Origin of the sequence: Glycomyces sp. NPDC047010 (genome assembly GCF_040644205.1) — a bacterium.
Taxonomy (GTDB): Bacteria; Actinomycetota; Actinomycetes; order Mycobacteriales; family Micromonosporaceae; genus Glycomyces.
In genome coordinates this window covers 235,903-253,961 of record NZ_JBEYVY010000008.1, presented here as the reverse complement: position 1 = coordinate 253,961, position 18,059 = coordinate 235,903, and the positions used below count along the sequence as shown (strand labels likewise).

Annotated in this window: 17 protein-coding genes; 14 read left to right on the top strand and 3 right to left on the bottom strand. The window is 69.5% G+C overall.

Annotated elements, in window-relative coordinates; all coding sequences use genetic code 11:
• The first annotated feature begins 2 nt into the window (after nt 1-2).
• From AB0A65_RS18255 to AB0A65_RS18205, 11 genes are all read left to right on the top strand, one after another.
• On the top strand, nt 3-2,489 hold the full coding sequence (locus tag AB0A65_RS18255; RefSeq protein ID WP_359952554.1) for an NADH-quinone oxidoreductase subunit G: 2,487 nt from the start codon (nt 3-5) through the stop codon (nt 2,487-2,489).
• A complete protein-coding gene (gene nuoH / locus AB0A65_RS18250; RefSeq protein WP_359952553.1) occupies nt 2,486-3,796 on the top strand; it encodes an NADH-quinone oxidoreductase subunit NuoH in 1,311 nt (436 codons plus the stop codon). The genes AB0A65_RS18255 and nuoH overlap by 4 nt, the downstream gene beginning before the upstream one ends.
• The gene (gene nuoI / locus AB0A65_RS18245) at nt 3,796-4,362 is read left to right on the top strand and encodes an NADH-quinone oxidoreductase subunit NuoI (protein ID WP_359952551.1); all 567 of its coding nucleotides are present in this window, start codon (nt 3,796-3,798) and stop codon (nt 4,360-4,362) included. Before nuoH ends, nuoI begins: the two co-directional genes overlap by 1 nt.
• Nucleotides 4,359-5,120 carry an NADH-quinone oxidoreductase subunit J gene (locus AB0A65_RS18240; RefSeq protein ID WP_359952550.1) on the top strand — a complete coding sequence of 254 codons (762 nt, stop codon included), beginning with the start codon at nt 4,359-4,361 and terminating at the stop codon, nt 5,118-5,120. Before nuoI ends, AB0A65_RS18240 begins: the two co-directional genes overlap by 4 nt.
• Nucleotides 5,117-5,416, top strand: a complete 300-nt coding sequence (gene nuoK / locus AB0A65_RS18235; protein ID WP_359952548.1) for an NADH-quinone oxidoreductase subunit NuoK — start codon at nt 5,117-5,119, stop codon at nt 5,414-5,416. The genes AB0A65_RS18240 and nuoK overlap by 4 nt, the downstream gene beginning before the upstream one ends.
• 9 nt (nt 5,417-5,425) lie before the next feature.
• A complete protein-coding gene (gene nuoL / locus AB0A65_RS18230) occupies nt 5,426-7,327 on the top strand; it encodes an NADH-quinone oxidoreductase subunit L (RefSeq protein WP_359952546.1) in 1,902 nt (633 codons plus the stop codon).
• The gene (locus tag AB0A65_RS18225; protein WP_359952544.1) at nt 7,324-8,868 is read left to right on the top strand and encodes an NADH-quinone oxidoreductase subunit M; all 1,545 of its coding nucleotides are present in this window, start codon (nt 7,324-7,326) and stop codon (nt 8,866-8,868) included. Before nuoL ends, AB0A65_RS18225 begins: the two co-directional genes overlap by 4 nt.
• Nucleotides 8,861-10,408 carry an NADH-quinone oxidoreductase subunit NuoN gene (nuoN, locus tag AB0A65_RS18220; RefSeq protein ID WP_359952542.1) on the top strand — a complete coding sequence of 516 codons (1,548 nt, stop codon included), beginning with the start codon at nt 8,861-8,863 and terminating at the stop codon, nt 10,406-10,408. Before AB0A65_RS18225 ends, nuoN begins: the two co-directional genes overlap by 8 nt.
• A 154-nt stretch (nt 10,409-10,562) precedes the next feature.
• Nucleotides 10,563-11,009: a hypothetical protein gene (locus AB0A65_RS18215; RefSeq protein ID WP_359952541.1), complete on the top strand. Its 447-nt coding sequence runs from the start codon at nt 10,563-10,565 to the stop codon at nt 11,007-11,009.
• Nucleotides 11,010-11,059: 50 nt separating this feature from the next.
• On the top strand, nt 11,060-12,277 hold the full coding sequence (locus AB0A65_RS18210) for a hypothetical protein (RefSeq protein WP_359952539.1): 1,218 nt from the start codon (nt 11,060-11,062) through the stop codon (nt 12,275-12,277).
• On the top strand, nt 12,278-13,039 hold the full coding sequence (locus AB0A65_RS18205; RefSeq protein WP_359952537.1) for a hypothetical protein: 762 nt from the start codon (nt 12,278-12,280) through the stop codon (nt 13,037-13,039).
• A gap of 52 nt (nt 13,040-13,091) precedes the next feature.
• On the opposite strand, the gene AB0A65_RS18200 is transcribed toward AB0A65_RS18205, so the two are convergent.
• Nucleotides 13,092-13,619, bottom strand: a complete 528-nt coding sequence (locus AB0A65_RS18200) for a hypothetical protein (RefSeq protein ID WP_359952535.1) — start codon at nt 13,617-13,619, stop codon at nt 13,092-13,094.
• A 180-nt stretch (nt 13,620-13,799) separates the two neighbouring features.
• Between AB0A65_RS18200 and AB0A65_RS18195 the strand changes: the two genes are divergently transcribed.
• Both AB0A65_RS18195 and AB0A65_RS18190 read left to right on the top strand, forming a co-directional pair.
• Complete coding sequence (locus tag AB0A65_RS18195) at nt 13,800-14,060, top strand: type II toxin-antitoxin system Phd/YefM family antitoxin (RefSeq protein WP_359952533.1); 261 nt, start codon at nt 13,800-13,802, stop codon at nt 14,058-14,060.
• On the top strand, nt 14,057-14,305 hold the full coding sequence (locus AB0A65_RS18190; RefSeq protein ID WP_359952531.1) for a type II toxin-antitoxin system RelE/ParE family toxin: 249 nt from the start codon (nt 14,057-14,059) through the stop codon (nt 14,303-14,305). The genes AB0A65_RS18195 and AB0A65_RS18190 overlap by 4 nt, the downstream gene beginning before the upstream one ends.
• Nucleotides 14,306-14,499: 194 nt before the next feature.
• On the opposite strand, the gene AB0A65_RS18185 is transcribed toward AB0A65_RS18190, so the two are convergent.
• Nucleotides 14,500-15,438, bottom strand: coding sequence for a polyprenyl synthetase family protein (locus AB0A65_RS18185; RefSeq protein ID WP_359952616.1), 939 nt, complete (start codon nt 15,436-15,438; stop codon nt 14,500-14,502).
• Between the two features lie 133 nt (nt 15,439-15,571).
• Nucleotides 15,572-16,744, bottom strand: a complete 1,173-nt coding sequence (locus tag AB0A65_RS18180) for an MFS transporter (protein WP_359952529.1) — start codon at nt 16,742-16,744, stop codon at nt 15,572-15,574.
• 556 nt (nt 16,745-17,300) lie between these two features.
• On the opposite strand from AB0A65_RS18180, the gene AB0A65_RS18175 reads away from it, so the two are divergent.
• A complete protein-coding gene (locus tag AB0A65_RS18175) occupies nt 17,301-18,041 on the top strand; it encodes a helix-turn-helix domain-containing protein (RefSeq protein ID WP_359952527.1) in 741 nt (246 codons plus the stop codon).
• Nucleotides 18,042-18,059: the final 18 nt, after the last annotated feature.

Genomic DNA, 18,059 nt, shown 5'->3' with positions numbered 1-18,059 from the left:
ACATGACCGATCAAGTCACGTTCACCATCGACGGCGTCGAGGTCACGGTCCCCAAGGGCACCTTGATCATCCGCGCCGCCGAGCAGCTCGGCATCGAGATCCCCCGGTTCTGCGACCACCCGCTGCTCGAACCCGCCGGGGCCTGCCGCCAGTGCCTCGTCGACGTCCCCGACATGGGCAACGGGCGCGGGATGCCCAAGCCCGCCGCGTCCTGCACGACCACCGCCATGGAGGGCATGGTCGTCAAGACCCAGCACACCAGCGAGGTCGCCAAGGACGCCCAGGAGGGGATCATGGAGTTCCTCCTGATCAACCACCCCCTGGACTGCCCCGTCTGCGACAAGGGCGGCGAGTGCCCGCTCCAGAACCAGGCGATGAGCACCGGCCGCACCGAGACCCGCATGGAGGCCAAGGACAAGCGCCACTACAAGAAGGCGCTGCCGATCTCCTCGCAGGTCCTCCTCGACCGCGAGCGCTGCGTCCTGTGCGCGCGCTGCACCCGCTTCTCCGACCAGGTCGCGGGCGACCCGTTCATCGAACTCATGGAGCGAAGCGCCCTCGAACAGGTCGGCGTCTACGAGGACGAGCCGTTCGAGTCCTACTTCTCGGGCAACACCGTGCAGATCTGCCCGGTCGGCGCCCTCACCGGCACCCAGTACCGGTTCCGCTCCCGGCCGTTCGACCTCGTGTCCAGCCCCAGCGTGTGCGAGCACTGCTCGGCCGGGTGCGATCAGCGCACGGACCACCGCCGCGGCAAGGTCCTCCGGCGCCTCGCCGGGGACGACCCGGCGGTGAACGAGGAGTGGAACTGCGACAAGGGCCGCTGGGCCTCCTCCTACATCGACGCGGCCGACCGCATCACCAAGCCGCTCGTGCGTGAGGCGGACGGGTCGCTGCGCGAAGCCTCCTGGCCCGAGGCCCTGCGCCGCGCCGCGGCCGGGCTCGGCGCCGCCGGGGAGAACACCTCCGGGCGCGTCGGGGTCCTCACCGGCGGGCGGCTCACCGTCGAGGACGCGTACGCGTACTCGAAGTTCTCGCGGATCGCGCTCGCCACCAACGACATCGACTTCCGCTCCCGGCCGCACTCGACCGAGGAGTCCGAGTTCCTCGCGCACGCCGTCGCCGGGGTCTACCCGTCCAGCGGCGCCGTCACCTACGAGGACCTGGAGAAGGCCCCCGTGGTCGTCACCGTGGGCCTCGAAGTCGAAGAGGAATGCCCGATCGCGTTCCTGCGCATGCGCAAGGCCGTCCGCCAAGGCGGCCAACGAGTCCACGTGGTCGCCCCGTTCGCGACCCGCGGCACCGGCAAGCTCGGCGCGAACCTCATCGAGTCCCTCCCCGGTGAAGAGGCGGAGCTCCTCGACGGCTGGACGCGCGGCGGCTACGTCCGCGACGCCCTCGCCAAAGACGGCGCCGTGATCCTCCTGGGCGAGCGCCTCGCCACGGTCGAGGGCGCGTTCTCCGCGGCGGTGCGGCTGGCCCGCGCCACCGGGGCGCGCCTCGCCTGGGTCCCGCGCCGCGCGGGCGACCGGGGCGCGGTCGAGGCCGGGTGCCTGCCGGGCCTGCTGCCGGGCGGCGGCCTCGCCTCCTATGCGGCCGACCGCGAGCAGCTCGCCGAGTACTGGGGCGTCGAGTCCCTGCCCGGCGCCGACGGGCGCGGAGCCTGGCAGATCCTCCAGGCCGCCGCGGACGGCGAGATCGACGGCCTACTGGTCGGCGGCGTCGACCCGTACGACTTCGCGGACGCGCCCGCCGTCGAGGCGGCGCTGTACGCGGCCCGCTTCGTGGTCTCCCTTGAGATCCGGCACTCCGCGGTGACGCGGGTGGCGGACGTGATCCTCCCGGTGGCGCCGGTGACCGGCAAGGCCGGGGCGTTCTTCGACTGGGAGGGCCGCCTGCGGACCTTCGACACGGTCATCGAGTCGGACCTGATGAGCGACCACGCGGTGCTCGACGCGCTCGCGGACGTCATGGGCGTGAAGCTCGGGCTCGCGGACACGCGGACCGTGCGGGCCGAGCTCGCCGGGCTCCCGGACCCGATCACCCGCCAGCCCGCGCCGGACTGGACGGCCGACCGGCCCGCCCACCCGACCGAGGACGGCAAGGCGGTCCTCGCGACGTGGCGCCAGCTGCTCGACGGCGGCTCGCTCCAGGAGAACAACCCGCAGCTCGCGGGCTGCGCGCCGGACCCGGTGGTGCGCTTGAGCGCCGCCACGGCGAAGGCGATCGGCGCGGCCGAGGGCTCGGGCGTGACGGTCTCGACCGCGATCGGCGGGATCACGCTGCCGCTGGCGGTGACGGCGATGCCCGAGGGCGTGGTGTGGCTGCCGCAGAACGCCCCCGGGCGCGGGATCTACCGCCACCTGGGCGCGGGCTCGGGCGACGTCGTCCAGATCCGCGCGTACCCGACCGTTCCCCGCACTGGGCAAGGTTATGGCTCGCAAGCATCGCCAAGAGGCGGGGAGACCGTGGAGGCGGTTGAAGCATGAACGATCCGATCTGGCTGATGCTCGTCAAGGGCGTGCTCGTCTTCATCGTGCTGGTCCTGCTGGTGCTGTTCACCATCTGGTACGAGCGGCGCGTCGTGGCGATCATGCAGGTGCGTCCCGGCCCGAACCGCAACGGGCCCTTCGGGCTCCTCCAGTCGCTCGCGGACGGCCTAAAGCTGGCGTTCAAAGAGGACACGATGCCGCGGACCGCGGACAAGATCGTGTTCATCGCCGCCCCGGTGATCGCCGTCGCGTGCGCGTTCACGGCGTTCTCGGTGGTGCCCTTCGGGCCCGAGGTGACCGTGTTCGGCATCGAGACCGAGCTCCAGCTCACCGACTTCGAGGTGTCGGTGCTGGTGATCCTCGCGTGCTCGGCGCTCGGCGTGTACGGGATCGTGCTCGCGGGCTGGTCCTCCGGCTCCGCGTACTCGCTCCTGGGCGCGCTCCGCGCCGCGGCGCAGGTGATCTCGTACGAGATCGCGCTGGGGCTCGCGGTGCTCGCGGTGTTCTTCCAGTCGAAGCTGATGTCCACGGGCGCGATCGTCGAGGCGCAGGCCGAGGGCCTGCCGCTGTCGATCGGCGGCGCGGAGATCACGCTGCCGGGCTGGTACTTCATCGTCCTCGCGCCGAGCTTCGTGATCTTCGTGATCGCGATGGTCGGCGAGACGAACCGCGCCCCGTTCGACCTCCCGGAGGCGGAGTCGGAGCTCGTGGCCGGGTTCGCGACCGAGTACTCCAGCCTGAAGTACGCGTCGTTCTTCCTCGCCGAGTACGTGAACATGGTGACGATGTCGGCCCTGGCGGTGACGCTGTTCCTCGGCGGCTGGGCCGCGCCGTTCCCGGACGCCTGGTGGCCGGGGGCCAACGAGGGCTTCATGCCGCTCGTGTGGTTCTTCGGGAAAGTCCTGGCGTTCCTGTTCTTCTACGTGTGGCTGCGCGGCACGCTCCCGCGCCTGCGCTACGACCAGTTCATGAACCTGGGCTGGAAGGTCCTCGTCCCGGTGTCCCTGGTGTGGCTCATGGTCCTGGCGGCCATGAACATCGGCCTGGACACGGGCAACGAGCTGCCGACGCGGATCGCGTTCGCCGGCGGCGCCGCGATCGTCGTCATGGCGCTGATCTTCTTCTGGCCCAGCCGCAAGCAGTACGAGAACCCGGCCGAGCCCGACGCGGGCCTGGGCGGCTTCCCCGTGCCGCCGCTGGACCTGGTGGTCCCCCCGAACCCGCGCTCGATCAAGCAGCTCGAACCCGCCAACACGACTTCAACGCCGATCAACGGCTCCCGTTCCGAAGGGGAGGAGGAGTAATGTCCGGTTTCGCCAAAGGCTTCGGCGTCACCTTCGCGCACATGTTCAAGCCGAAGGTCACCGTCGAGTACCCGGAGAAGCCCTCCAAGCTCGAACCGCGCTACCACGGCCGCCACGTGCTCAACCGGCACCCGGACGGCCTGGAGAAGTGCATCGGCTGCGAGCTGTGCGCGTGGGCCTGCCCGGCCGACGCGATCTTCGTGGAGGGCGCCGAGAACACCGAGGCCGAGCGGTTCTCGCCCGGCGAGCGGTACGCGAAGACCTACCAGATCAACTACGCGCGCTGCATCTTCTGCGGCCTGTGCATCGAGGCGTGCCCGACCCGCTCGCTCACCATGAGCAACGAGTACGAGCTCGCCCGCGACGACCGCCGCGACCTCATCTTCACCAAGGAGGAGCTGCTCGCGCCGCTCATCGAGGGCATGGAGCAGCCGCCGCACCCGATGCGCCTGGGCGACAGCGAGAAGGCGTACTACGAGTCGGGCCCGGTCAACCCGGGCGCGAGCGAGGGCGCCGAGTTCTCGCTCTCCGAGATGCTCGCGCAGAAGAAGGGGAGCGCGTCGTGATCGAGCTCGCGCAGTCCGCGTCCGCAGGCGAGTCGGTCTTCTTCTGGATCCTCGCGCCGATCGCGCTCGGCGGGGCGATCGGCCTCGTCCTCGCCCGCCAGGCCATCCACGCGGCGCTCTCGCTCGCGGTCACCATGATGTGCCTCGCGGTCTTCTACATCATGCAGTCCGCGCCGTTCCTCGGCTTCGTGCAGATCATGGTCTACACGGGCGCGATCATGATGCTGTTCCTGTTCGTGCTCATGCTGTTCGGGCGCGACTCTAAGGACTCGATGTTCGAGACGCTCCGGGGCCAGCGGCTCCTGGCGGTCGTCCTCGGCATCGGCATGGCCGCGCTGCTGTCCTCGGGCCTCGCCCGCGCCGTCTCCGGCCTGGTGATCGCCGAACCCACCGCCGCTGCGGGGCAGGGGAACGTGGAGCGGATCGCCGAGGCCCTGTTCTCGACGTACCTGTTCCCGTTCGAGATCGTCTCCGGCGTCCTCACCGTCGCCGCGGTCGGCGCGCTCATGTTCGCGCACGTCGCCAAGAAGGGCGGCCACCGCGGGCAGAAGGAGCACAGCCGCGAGCGGTTCGCGCCCGGCGTGTACCCCGGCCCGAAGCCCGGGCCCGGCGTGTTCGCCACCTCCGACTCGACCGCGACGCCGGCGCTGCGGCCCGACGGCTCGATCGAGCCCGCGTCGCTGTCCCCGTACGTGCCGCCGCGCCAGCTCACGCCCGCCGAGGCGGCCCCGAAGCACACGGAAGGACTGGAGTCGTGAATCCCGAGTACTACCTGATCCTCGCCGCGGCCCTGTTCTGCATCGGCGCGGTCGGCGTCCTGGTGCGGCGCAACTCGATCGTCGTGTTCATGTGCGTGGAGCTGATGCTCAACGCGGGGAACCTGACGCTCGTGACGTTCTCGCGCACCACCGGCACGATCGACGGGCAGGTGATGGCGTTCTTCGTGATGGCCGTCGCCGCCGCCGAAGTGGTCATCGGCCTGGCGATCATCATGGCGATCTACCGGTCCCGGCGCTCCGCCTCCGTCGACGACGCCAACCTCCTGAAAGCCTAGAGGGACACTGTGGACGAAATCTCGTACGCGCCCGCCGAGGGGCTGCTGTCCTTCACCTGGGCGCTCATCGCCCTGCCCGCCCTGGGCGCCGTCATCCTCCTGCTCGCCGGCCGCCGCGCCGACAAGTGGGGCCACTGGGTCGGCGTCACCACCATCGGCGCGGCCTTCGCGCTCGCGCTCGGCCTCTTCGGCTCCCTTGCGGGCCTTGAGAACAAGAGCGCCGACCTCGACCTGTTCACGATCCTCTCCGTCGGGGACGTGCACATCGAGGCGAGCCTGCTCTTCGACCCGCTGAGCGCGGTCTTCTGCCTGCTCATCACCGGCGTCGGCTTCCTCATCCACGTCTACGCCGTGGGCTACATGGCCCACGACCCCGGGCGCCGGAAGTTCTTCGCCTACTTCAACCTGTTCGCCGCCGCGATGCTCGTCCTGGTCCTCGGCGGGAACTACTTCATGACCTTCGTCGGCTGGGAGGGGGTGGGCCTCGCGTCCTACCTCCTCATCGCGTTCTGGCAGCTGAAGCCCGCCGCCGCGACCGCCGGCAAGAAGGCGTTCCTCACCAACCGGGTCGCCGACGTCGGGTTCCTCCTCGCGATGTTCCTCATGCTCGGCACGCTCGGCACCGTCGACTTCGCGGGCGTCTTCAACGGCGCCGCCGAACTCTCGACCACCACGAGCCTCGCGCTCGGCCTGCTGCTGCTCGCCGCCGCGTGCGGCAAGTCCGGCCAGTGGCCGTTCCAGACCTGGCTCCCGGACGCCATGGAGGGCCCGACTCCCGTGTCGGCGCTCATCCACGCCGCCACCATGGTCACCGCGGGCGTGTACCTCATCGCCCGCTCGAACGTCATCTTCAGCCTCAACGCCGACGTGCAGACCGCCGTCGTCGTCGTGGGCGCCCTGACGCTCCTGTTCGGCTCGATCGTCGGCTGCGCCAAGGACGACATCAAGCGGGTCCTCGCCTGGTCCACCGTCTCCCAGATCGGCTACATGTTCCTGGCCGTGGGCCTCGGCGGCGGCGCGTTCGCGCTCGGCATCATCCACCTGCTCGCGCACGGCTTCTTCAAGGCCGGGCTGTTCCTCGGCTCCGGCTCGGTCATGCACGCCATGAACGACCAGACCGACATCCGCCGCTTCGGCGGGCTGTGGCGCAAGATGCCGCTCACGTACGCGACGTTCGCCGCCGGATGGCTCGCCATCATCGGCCTGTTCCCGTTCTCGGGCTACTTCACCAAGGACCCGATCATCGCCGCCGCGTTCACCCGCGAAGGCTGGCAGGGCTGGGTCATCGGCGGGGCCGCGCTCCTGGGCGCCGCGCTCACCGCGTTCTACATGACCCGCCTGTTCGTCCTCACCTTCCACGGCCCCAAGCGGTGGACCGAGGACGTGCACCCGCACGAGTCCCCAGCGATCATGACCGGCCCGCTCGTGCTCCTCGGCATCGGCTCGCTCGCCGCGGGCGGCCTCATGGCCTCGCCCGTGACCGAGTGGCTCACACCGGTGTTCGGCGAGCAGCACGAGGCGCACGGGCACCTGACGCACCTCCAGGTCACCGTCGCGACCACCGTCGCCGTCGTCCTCGGGGCGGCCCTCGCCTGGGTGCTGTTCCGCAACGGCACCGACGAGGTCCCGCGCGCCGCCGCCTGGCCGGTGCGCTTCGCCCGCGCCGACCTCGGCGGCGAAGCCGTCAACCGCGGCGTCTTCGAGCGGCCCAGCCGCCTCGCGGCCTCCGCGTCCGTGGCGATGGACGGCCGCGTCGTCGACGGCGCCGTCAACGGCCTGTCCGCGGCGATCGGCGGCTCCTCGCGGCGCCTGCTGACGCTCCAGACCGGCTTCGTCCGCTCCTATGCCCTGTCCATTCTGTCCGGGGCGGTCATCGTGGTGGCCGCGCTCATGGTGGTGGTCACCCAATGAACGAACTCCCGTTGCTGTCGGCGCTCGTCGCCGTCCCCTTGATCGGGGCGGTCGTCGTCGCGTCGATCAAGCGCGAGAACGCCGACGCGGCCCGCTGGACCGCGCTCGGCTTCGCGGGCGCGGTCGCCGTCATCACGGCGCTCGTCGCGGTCGGCTTCGACTACTCCGACGGCGCGCCGTGGCTCCAGTTCACCGAGTCGTACACGTGGATCTCCGCGTGGGACCTCAACCTGTCCTGGGGCGTCGACGGGATCGCGCTGCTGCTCGTCGCGCTCACCGCCGGGCTCACGCCGATCGCGATGCTCGCGGCCTGGCGCGACCTCGACGCCGTGACCCGCTCGGTCCCGGCGTTCTTCGCGCTGGTGCTCGCGCTCGAAGCGGCGATGCTCGCGACGTTCCTCGCCTCGAACGTGCTCCTGTTCTACTTCTTCTTCGAGGCCATGCTCGTCCCGATGTACTTCCTCATCGGCTCGTACGGCACCGGCCCGAAGAAGCAGTACGCGGCCGTGAAGTTCTTCCTGTACTCGCTCCTCGGCGGGCTGCTCATGCTCGTCGCGGTGATCGCCCTGTGGGTCAACAACGGCGGGGTCTTCGACTGGCAGACGCTCGTCGAAGCCGACCCGATGGCCTCCGGGACGCTCCAGAACTGGCTGTTCCTCGGCTTCTTCGTCGCGTTCGCGATCAAGGCCCCGTTCTTCCCGTTCCACACGTGGCTCCCGGACGCGGGCGGCGCCGCACCCGCGGCCGTCGCGGCGCTCCTGGTCGGCGTCATGGACAAGATCGGCACGTTCGCGATCCTGCGGTACTGCATCCCGCTGTTCCCCGACGCCACGAAGACCTTCGCGCCGTGGGTGATCGGCATGAGCGTCATCGGCGTGATCTACGCGGCGTTCGTCGCGATCGGCCAGACCGACCTCAAGCGCCTCGTCGCGTACACGTCGATCGCCCACTTCGGCTTCATCGGCCTGGGGATCTTCGCGTTCACGTCCGAGTCCGCCACCGGCGCCGTGCTCTACATGTTCAACCACGGCCTCGCGACCGGCCTGCTGTTCATCGTCGTGGGCTTCCTGACGCTGCGCCGCGGCTCGGCCCAGATCAAGGACTACGGCGGGGCCGCCAAGACCCTGCCGCTGCTCGCCGGGATCTTCCTGTTCGCGGGGCTCGCGTCGCTCTCGCTGCCGGGGACCGCGCCGTTCATCTCGGAGTTCCTGGTCCTGTTCGGGGCGTTCACGCACAACGAGCCCGTCGCGGTCCTGGCGACGCTCGGGATCATCCTCGCCGCCGCGTACGTGCTCTGGATGTACCAGCGCACCATGCAGGGCGAGCGGAACCCGCAGCTCGACGAGGTCCCCGCGATGAAGCGCGACCTCACGATCCGCGAGAAGGCCCTCGTGGCCCCGCTCGTGGTCGCGATCCTCGGGTTCGGGTTCTTCCCGCAGCCGCTCATCGACCTGGTCGAGCCGGCCGTCGACCACACGCTCGGGTTCGTCTCCGACGAGCCCGTCGACCTCCCCGCCGCTGAAGGAGCCGGTAATGAGTGAGTCCACAGAGCTCACGATCGACTGGGCCGGCCTGGCCCCCATGGTGATCGTGTTCGTCGCGGCCTTCGCGGGGCTCCTGGTCGAAGCCGCCGTGCCCAAGGCCCGGCGCCTCCCCGTCCAGGTGGCGCTGGCGGTGGCCGCGCTCGCGGGCGCGTTCGTCGCCGTGGTCCTCAACGCCGACAAGAGCGGCGCGGTCTTCAACCTCGGCGGCACCGGCCTCGGCTCCGTCGTCGTCGACGGCCCCGGCCTGTTCCTCCAGGGCACCATCGCGATCCTCTCGATCATCGCGGTCCTGCTCCTCGCCGAGCGCCGCACGGTGCGCGGCGGCGACTTCGTCGCGGAGGCCGCCGTCGTGGCCGACTCCGCCGCGGACGTCGAGCAGCGGCGCGAGGACGGCGCGACGGAGATCTTCCCGCTCACGCTGTTCGCCGTGACCGGCATGATGATGTTCGTGACCGCGGGCGACCTGCTCACCATGTTCGTCGCCCTCGAAATGCTCTCGCTCCCGCTGTACCTGCTGTGCGGCCTCGCGAAGCGCCGCCGCCTCATCAGCCAGGAGGCCGCGCTCAAGTACTTCCTGCTGGGCGCCTTCGCCTCCGCGTTCTACGTGTACGGCATGGCCATGCTCTACGGCTTCGCCGGGACCGTGGACCTCGCCGGGATCAACCAGGCGGGCGTCTCCTCCGGGCAGCCGCGCATGCTCCTGTACATCGGCGTCGCGATGATCGCCGTGGCCCTGCTCTTCAAGGCCGCGGCCGTCCCGTTCCACATGTGGACGCCCGACGTGTACACGGGCGCGCCGACGCCGGTGACCGCCCTGATGGCCGCGTGCGTCAAGGTCGCGGCCTTCGGCGGGCTCCTGCGGGTCTTCAACGTGGGCCTGTCGTCCTCCGCGTGGGACTGGCACCTGATCCTCACGGTGATCGCCGTCGCCACGATGATCGGCGGCGCGATCTTCGCGGTCACGCAGCGGAACATCAAGCGGCTCCTGGCGTACAGCTCCATCGCGAACGCCGGGTACCTGCTCATCGGCGTCATCGCCCTCGGCGACGCGGTCGGCCAGACCATGTTCTACCTCGCCGCCTACGGCTTCACGGTGATCGCGGCCTTCGCCGTCGTCTCGCTCGTGCGCGACGGCGACGAGGAGGCCACCCACCTCGCGCGCTGGGCGGGCCTCGGGAAGAACTCCCCGGGCACGGCGGTGGTCTTCACGATCCTGATGCTGGCGCTGGCGGGCCTGCCGTTCACGTCCGGTTTCACGGCGAAGTTCTCGCTGTTCTCCGCGGCCCTCCAGGCCGACGAGCTCGGCCTCGTGATCGTCGGCGTCGTCTCCTCGGCGATCCTGGCCTTCCCGTACCTCCGCGTGGTCGTCCTCCTCTGGCTCAACGAGCCGGCCCCGGACGCCCCCACGGTCAACCTCCCCAGCCCGATGGCCGGCACCGTCGTCGCCGCCGGAGTCGCCGCCACCCTCATCCTCGGCGTGGCCCCGGGCTTCCTCCTCGACATCGTCGACCAGGCCAGCACGTTCCTGAACACGTAACGCGCACAAGGCGAGAGGCCGCAGGGTTTCCCTGCGGCCTCTTGCCGTCCCCGGGTCTGAAACGGTTCCGCTACCATGAGTGCTGCTCCGCATTGGCTTGATTCGCCCCAGAAGTCGCCATTGCGCCCCATCCCCATGCAGAGGAGCCCCTGCCTTGAGCGACAGGAACTTCGACCCCGACTCCACGAGAGAGACCGCCCGCGTCGACGTCCCAGTGCTCGCCGACGCCTATGAACGGCTTGAGGAATTGGTGACCGGCGCCGGCGCCTATCTCGACTCCAGCGGCGCCTCGAAGGAGATGGCCGAGGCGTTCACCCCCTACCATCTGCTGCTGCGCAACGCGGTCGTCGAGTCCCGCCAGAACTATGAAGGACTCGGCCCGGCACTCGAACGGATCGCCGAGGACGACGAACTCGCCGAAGCCGAGATCGTCGAAGCTATGAACACACTCGCCGACGGCACCGAGAGCACGTTCGCCGCGGACGGCTACACCCCCATGGCCGAAGGCCAGCACGGAGACTCGCTGGAGGCCGCCCCGAGCGAATTCGACGGCCAACTCGGTTCGGGCTCGGCGGCCCGGGAAGAAGGCACCGCCCGATGAGTTTCTGGGACGAGGTCGCCGAGACCGCAGAAGGACTGGTCACCGATCCGGTGGGCACCATCTCCGACCGCGTCGATGACGCGGGCGAGGCGGTCGACCACGTCCGCGACGAGTTCCAGGAGGAGTTCCTCGAACCGGAGACCGGCACGATCACGCCCGCGCCGCCGCAGCCGGGCGGACCGTACGACCCGACCGGGGTGCCCACCAAATCGGAGATCCTCGCCTTCGTCGAGACGTTCGAGCCGTCCGTCCGCGACGCGATGACCCGCGAGGCAGCCAAGGAGCTCTACCCCGGCTGGGAGACCTACATCGACATGTCCAAGGACGAGTGGGAAGACCACAAGTCCGGGGTCGGCGACAACGTCACCGTCGGCGGAGAGGGATACGGGGCGGAGACGATCACGACGTTCAAGTGGTACGACGGTCCCGAGATCGTCCTCCCCACCGTCGACGGCATGAACTACTACCAGGGGTACGCCCCGATGGGGCCCGACCCGGACTCGGTGATCGGGGACATCGAGCTCGCCGGTCAGGAGCGGGCGAAGATGCTGGTCGAAAGCCTGCGCGACGCTTGCGACACCGCGCTGGAGTTCGACGACCTCGAAGGCATGTTCCACACCGCCCGAGCCCATTCCGACCTCTACGCTGCCTTCGACGCGGCGCAGAATGACCTGTCCGCAGCGCTCGCTGGAATCGAAGCCCTCGGCCAGAACTGGGAGGGCGACGACGCCGAAGTGTTCCGCGAGCAGTATTCCGAGGCCGTCCGCGGAGCGTTGCAGCGCCATATCGCGATCGCACTGAACCTGGCCCGCGGCGCCGACTCTGACCTCGGAGTCCAACTCGGACTGCATTTCGCGGTCGCAGGCGCCCTGCGCAACGGGCAGGCGAGGATCGACGAGCTCTCGGTGCGGCGCCTGTTCGGGGACCAGACGATCAGCGTGCTCACCACTACCGGGCTGGTCACCAGCACCGTCGGTCTGGTCCCAGGGCTCGGAACCGCGGCAGCGAGCACGATCGGTCTCCTCGGCCTCCTCTCCACCGCCGGCGGCATCGCCGGTGTCGACGTGACCTTGAACCCGAAGACCGAGCTGATCCCTTCAGCCGAGAAAGTTCGAGAGGTGATGACGACCATGGCCGAAGGCGTGGTACAGGCCGCCGAGGAAGCCGCGGGATTCCGGTCGGAGGCGGCGTCTCAGCTCCGCGATCTCGGTGGCGATCATATGACTGATATCGGAACCGTGAACCTGGTTCCAGGGAGCGGGTACTAGATGATGCCGCTGAAGTCGCGCACCTTGGTACTGATGGTGTCGGTGGGACTCACTATGGCGCTTGTGACAGGTTGCACGTTTGGTTCAGGGGTGGATGGTGATGAAGTCTCCGGACCTGTTGGATCACAGAATCAGTCGGCTCCTCCGCTTCAGGATTTCACCGACCAGGTCGCTGTGATCGCGACTTGGGACAGCGCATGCCCTCCAATGAACTTGGAACCGGTGGTTGATCAATTCGAGGGTATGGAGTCGGCAGAGTATCGGTCTGAAACCGGCGATTTCGGTTTGGCACCCGAAGCGATCTGGAACGCAATCTGCGTAGCCGATCTCTCTGACCCTGAAAGTGGAGCGCTGTTTGACGTCTCTTTGTCGATCAGTGCATTCGACACGAACGTGCTGGCATTCGAGCACTATGAGGCCGTCACATCGGTTGCCGCAGAGCTGCACAGCGAAGCGGAGGTCGATCAGGAGTTCGAACTCGGAGTCGATTCGGCATGGTCCGCTTCGCGAATCACTGCTCAAGAGAATCCTACCCAGCAGACGCTGCAACGCCCATTGGCGGCGGCTGCGTTGCTCGGAGACTTCTACGCGATCCAGATACTGGTGCGGTTCGATCCTGATACCGCAGAAATGAAGGGATGTGCGGCAGACGAGGAACCTGATTGCGTCATGACCGCCACCTCCATGGCCGAGTTCTTCGCGACCAGTGGGTACCTCGAAGACCTGCACGCAGGCATCGAAGCAGCGATCGACGCCGCTTAGGCGTGAAGAAGGCCGCGGGGAATGATCCCCGCGGCCTCTTTCGCGTTCTGGGCTACCTGGCGGCCTCGAACTCGGCGGTGTCGGAGAGTTCGCGGTCGAGGTCGTCGAAGAGCTCGCCCGCGGCGAACCAGGCTTTGGCGGCGCGGGTGTGGAGCAGGGAGACGACGACCGCGGGGAAGGACCCGCAGACGACGAGCATGGCGGCGGCGCTCATGAAGAACGGGGCCGAGTCGGGGAAGGTCGCGAAGTAGGCGCGGCCGAGGACCCACAGGTACATGGCGGCCGGGACGATCACCAGGGCCCACCAGGCGATCGTGACGACCTTGGCGCGGCGGCGCCCGATCCCGGAGGCGATGAACGGCATCGAGACCGTGATGGCGACGCTCAGCGTGATCGTCACGAGGTTCTCGGCGCTGATCGACCCGATCACGTCGAGCATCGAGTCGTGGCTCGACGACGACCTGGTCGCGTCGAACAGGAACCGCAGCCCCGTCGCGTACAGCAGCATGATCGCGAGGAACTGGAGCCAGAGCACGCCCTGGGCGGCGAGAACGGCCTTCGGCCTGGCTGAGGGTCGCACAGCGCCCCCTTCTCGGCGGGAACAATGCACGCCGGAGGTGTCGGAACCTGGGAGGACGCCCTCACGAGGGCGGCGCCTTGAACCATAGCGAACCAGGACAACATCCGGGCAACGGGTGCGCGGCAGAACACACCCGGTTCGGTGAAACGTCGAACATGTACATGATGTTAATCTAGATGCATGACGACTTACACTATTACCGAGGCGCGACCTAAGCTCGGCGACATCGTCCGACGTGCCGCCGCGCACGAGCAGACCGTCATCACCGACCACGACCGCCCCATCGCCATGGTGGTGAACTTCAGCGACTGGGAGGACATGGAGGACACGATCGCCGCCCTTCGCAACCAGCTCTCGCGAACGCAAGGGGTGCAGGCCATCCCGCACGAAGAGGCCAAACGGCGCCTGCGCGAGGCGGCGGCCGAGGCGGCCGCGCAGTGAGCTATGCCGTGCAGTGGGAGCCGGTCGTGGTCGCGCAGGTCTCGCGGTTCATGGCGACCCACCACGGTGAGCTCGAAGAACTCCTGGCGTTCCTGGACCTGCTTGAGGAGGACCCGCGCCCGGCGGGTTCGGTCGCCTGGGGGCCGGACTACCGCCGGGCCCGTGTCGGCGCATGGCGGGTGCTCTACCGGATCGACGAGGTGCTGAGCGTGATCGGCATCGAGAACGTCGGGCGCGCCGAATGACCCCTGAACCCGTCGAGGGCGGGCCCTCGCCTCAAGGTCGCGCAGACGGCAAGCGCACCTCGGCGGAACTCATCAGCCGTGCTCAGCGATTGCCGCACATCGACTACGCCAAAATGCGAGCGGAGGCGGATGCGTACTTCGGGGAGGACCGTCTTGACGACGACGATCCCTGGGATCGGGCCAGGTCCGGCGAGTTAGGCGTCGCGTTCGATCATGTAGTCGCAGATGTCGACGAGGGCGTCTCGGGCGGGGCCCTCGGGGAGGGCGGCGGCGAGGGCGCGGGCTCGGGCCTGGTACTGGTGGAGGGTGTCCTTTGCCTGCTCAAGGGCGTGGGAGGCGCGGAGGAGGGTGAGGGTCTCCTCCAGGTCCTCCTCGGCGACGGGGCCGGAGACGAGTTCGCGCAGGCGCGCTCCGGCGGGGTCGTCGTCGGCGAGGGCGTAGAGGACCGGGAGGGTCGGGACGCCTTCGAGGAGGTCGGTGCCGGGGGTCTTGCCGGAGGCGTCGGAGGCGGACGCGATGTCGATGATGTCGTCGGCGATCTGGAACGCCACGCCGATGACCTCGCCGTACTCCTCCGCGACGGCGGTGACGGCCTCGTCGGCGCCGCCGAACCAGGCGCCGAACTTCGCGCACGTGGAGATCAGGGAGCCGGTCTTCTCCGAGAGGATGCCGAGGTGCCACTCGACGGCGTCGATGCCCTCGGGCCGCGGCATCGTCTCGTTGATCTGGCCGCGCACGAGGCGCGCGAACGTGGCGGCCTGGAGGCGCACGGCCTCGGTGCCGAGGTCGGCCATGATCTGGGCGGCCTGGCTGAACAGGTAGTCGCCGGTGAGGATCGCGACGGAGTTGTCCCAGCGGGCGTTGGCGCTGGGGGCGCCGCGGCGCACGGGGGCCTCGTCCATGACGTCGTCGTGGTAGAGCGTCGCCAGGTGGGTCAGCTCCAGGGCGACGGCCGCCTCCAGGATGTTCGGGCGGTCGGGGTCGCCCAGGTGCGCGCACGCGAGGGTGAGCATGGGGCGGAAGCGCTTCCCGCCGGCGCGGATGAGGTGCGACCCGGACTGGCGCAGCAGGGGCTGCTCGGTGTCGACGGCTTTGAGCAGTCGCTCCTCGACGAGGTCGAGCGAAGCGCTGATCGCCTCGGCGAACGTCTCGTCGGTAAAGGTCAGCGCGGTCTGTCGGGTGGTCACCACAGCCTCACCTTATCGTGTTGCGGTGCCGGACGAGACGGGGCGGGATCGGGAGTCGCCCGGGCCGCAGTCAGGAACGTCAATGCCGGGGCCTCGCGAAGACCGTGCTGCCCGCGACGATGAACAGGGCCGAGAGCGCCATCGACACGGCGACCGCGATCCACCCGGCGCCCCAGCCGAAGTGGTCCGCGACGAGCCCGAAGCTGATGGGCCCGACGGCGCCGCCGAGGAAGATCCCCGTCTGCGTCACCGAGGTCGCCACCGCGGGCGCGTCCGGGTACCGGCTGGTCACCGCGTGGTTCATGAGGCCGGGCCAGGCCCAGCCGAACGCGTACGCCGCGACGGTCCCCAGCGGCAGCAGCCACGGCAGCTCGAACAGGAACGTCGCCACCCCGGCGGCCCCGGTGAGGAGCATGACGGTGATGACCAGGAACTCCCGTCCCGTGCCGCGGTCGCCGACGGCGCCGAACGCGGTGCGCCCGATGACCCCCGCGATGCCGCCGATCATGAGGACCAGTCCCGCGTAGCTCTCGGACCCGCCGATGTCCACGGTGTACGTAGTCAGGAACGAGCCGATCGGCGTGGCCGCGGTCGCGCCGAGGAACGTCGCCACCGCGAACACGAGCAGCTGCGAGTCGAACGCCTTCGCGCCGGGCACCTTCGGGCGCGTCGCGGGCCGCCCGAGCCCCGCGAGGGGGACGAGCGCCGCGAGCACCAGGACCGCGCCGAACACGAACGCCCACCGCCATCCCAGCGTCAGCGCCACGGCGGGCACGCTGAGCCCGCCGAGCATGATGCACAGCGGCACGGACGCCTGCTTGGCGCCGAACAGGAGCCCCTTGCGGCCCTCCGGCGCCCACTCGGTGAGGACCGTGTTGGACGCGAGCTGCCCGAGCCCGTTCGCGGGCGCGCACAGCACCAGGAACGCCGTTAGCACCGCCGGGTGGTGCGCGAAGCCCGCGACCCCCAGCAGCGCCGTGGCCGAGAGCCCAACGGCCACACGGGCGGTCACGAGCGCGCCGAAGCGGTCGACGAGCCGTCCGGAGGGGACCGTGGTGAGCGCCGAGACCGCGAAGTACAGCCCCGAGATGAGCCCGATCGCGCTGACGCCCATGCCCAGCTCGTCCGAGATCTGCACCGCCAGGCCCCCGAACAGGAACAGCGGCAGCACGGCCGCGACCTGGACGCTCATGGCGGCCGTGATCGTCACGGAGGTCTTGGGTCTTGATGGCGCTTGCAGGGCTGGGGGCACGGCGGCAACCGTACTCCAACGCGAGGAGCGCGCCCAGAATGTGCTCACATCGAGGGAAACGCGGTGTGCGTTCACGGATTCGGGTGACTTGTCTTGACTCGCACACTCAGCGTGTGCGACGGTTGAACCCGGTGTCACCGAGTGGCGCCGGCCGGGACTTCCCGTGGATCGCCATGCCCCGCATGGGGATGCGAAACGCGGCGGCCCTGGTGGGAGGGAGCCGCCGCGCTTCGGTTATTCGTATGTCCGCGGCTTCGGCGAGGAAGTTTGGTGGGGACTCGACGCCGCCGCCGCGGTTTGTCCGCGGTCGGCCGGAGCCGATTCGCGAACGGTGCTGACACATCGATACTGCCCTGTATGCGACGGAGACGCAACCGGCTGTTGTTTATATAGTTAGATCACGGCCGATCCGGTGGGCGCCCCGCGGCGCCGCGGCATCCGGATCACGGTGTGCAATTGGAGCGACGGTATGGTGGACCGGCAGCGACCAGGGGTTTCTTCGCAGGATGCCCGGGGGACAGACCCCGGGACGACCGCGCGTCAAGAACCGACCAAATTGATCCAGAGCGTCCAGCGCGCACTGCGCATCATGGAGCTCGTGGGCCGCCACGCCGACGGCGTCTCGGCCCCCCGCATCGCCTTCGAGTGCGGCCTCAATCGCGCCACCGCCTACAACCTCCTGCGGACCCTCGTCTACGAGGGCTACCTGCGCCGCGACGGCGAGGGCCGCTACTCGCTCGGCCTGGAGGTCTCCGACCGCTACTCCGAGCTCACGCGCGCGATCTCGGGCCCAAAGACCTGCGGCGCCTACATGCGCAAGGTCTCCGCCGAGACCGGCTACTCGACGTTCGTGGCCCGCTTCGTGGAGGACCGCCCCGCGGTCACCGAGGTCATCGAGGGCAACCGCAGCCCGCACGTGGAGGACCTCATCGTCGGCTTCGACGACGGCGCCCACGCCACCGCCCTCGGCAAGGCCCTCCTCGCGACCCTGCGCCCCGACGACCGCGCCCGCTTCCTGCGCGCCGCGGGCATGCGCCGCTTCACCGGCCGCACCCTCGTCGAACCCGACGCGTTCGAGCACGACCTCGCCGTCGGCGACGAGTCCGGCGTCTACGCCGAGCTCGGCCAGTTCAAAGCGGACGTCGCCTGCGCCGGGGTCGTGGTCCGCCGCGACGGCAACCCCTCCGAGCGCGTCGTCTTCGCGGTCGCCATGCCGCTCAGCGACATCCGCGAGTCCTGGCAGCGCATGTCCGCGCGCCTGCGCGAGGCCGCCGCCGAACTGCAACCGCTCGTGTAGCAACCGACCGCTCCGCAC

Excerpts from the sequence above, each read along its gene's own strand:
- AB0A65_RS18255 (WP_359952554.1), top strand. The coding sequence starts at position 3 with ATGACCGATCAAGTCACGTTCACCATCGACGGCGTCGAGGTCACGGTC.
- nuoH (WP_359952553.1), top strand. The coding sequence starts at position 2,486 with ATGAACGATCCGATCTGGCTGATGCTCGTCAAGGGCGTGCTCGTCTTC.
- nuoI (WP_359952551.1), top strand. The coding sequence starts at position 3,796 with ATGTCCGGTTTCGCCAAAGGCTTCGGCGTCACCTTCGCGCACATGTTC.
- AB0A65_RS18225 (WP_359952544.1), top strand. The coding sequence starts at position 7,324 with ATGAACGAACTCCCGTTGCTGTCGGCGCTCGTCGCCGTCCCCTTGATC.
- nuoN (WP_359952542.1), top strand. The coding sequence starts at position 8,861 with ATGAGTGAGTCCACAGAGCTCACGATCGACTGGGCCGGCCTGGCCCCC.
- AB0A65_RS18205 (WP_359952537.1), top strand. The coding sequence starts at position 12,278 with ATGATGCCGCTGAAGTCGCGCACCTTGGTACTGATGGTGTCGGTGGGA.
- AB0A65_RS18195 (WP_359952533.1), top strand. The coding sequence starts at position 13,800 with ATGACGACTTACACTATTACCGAGGCGCGACCTAAGCTCGGCGACATC.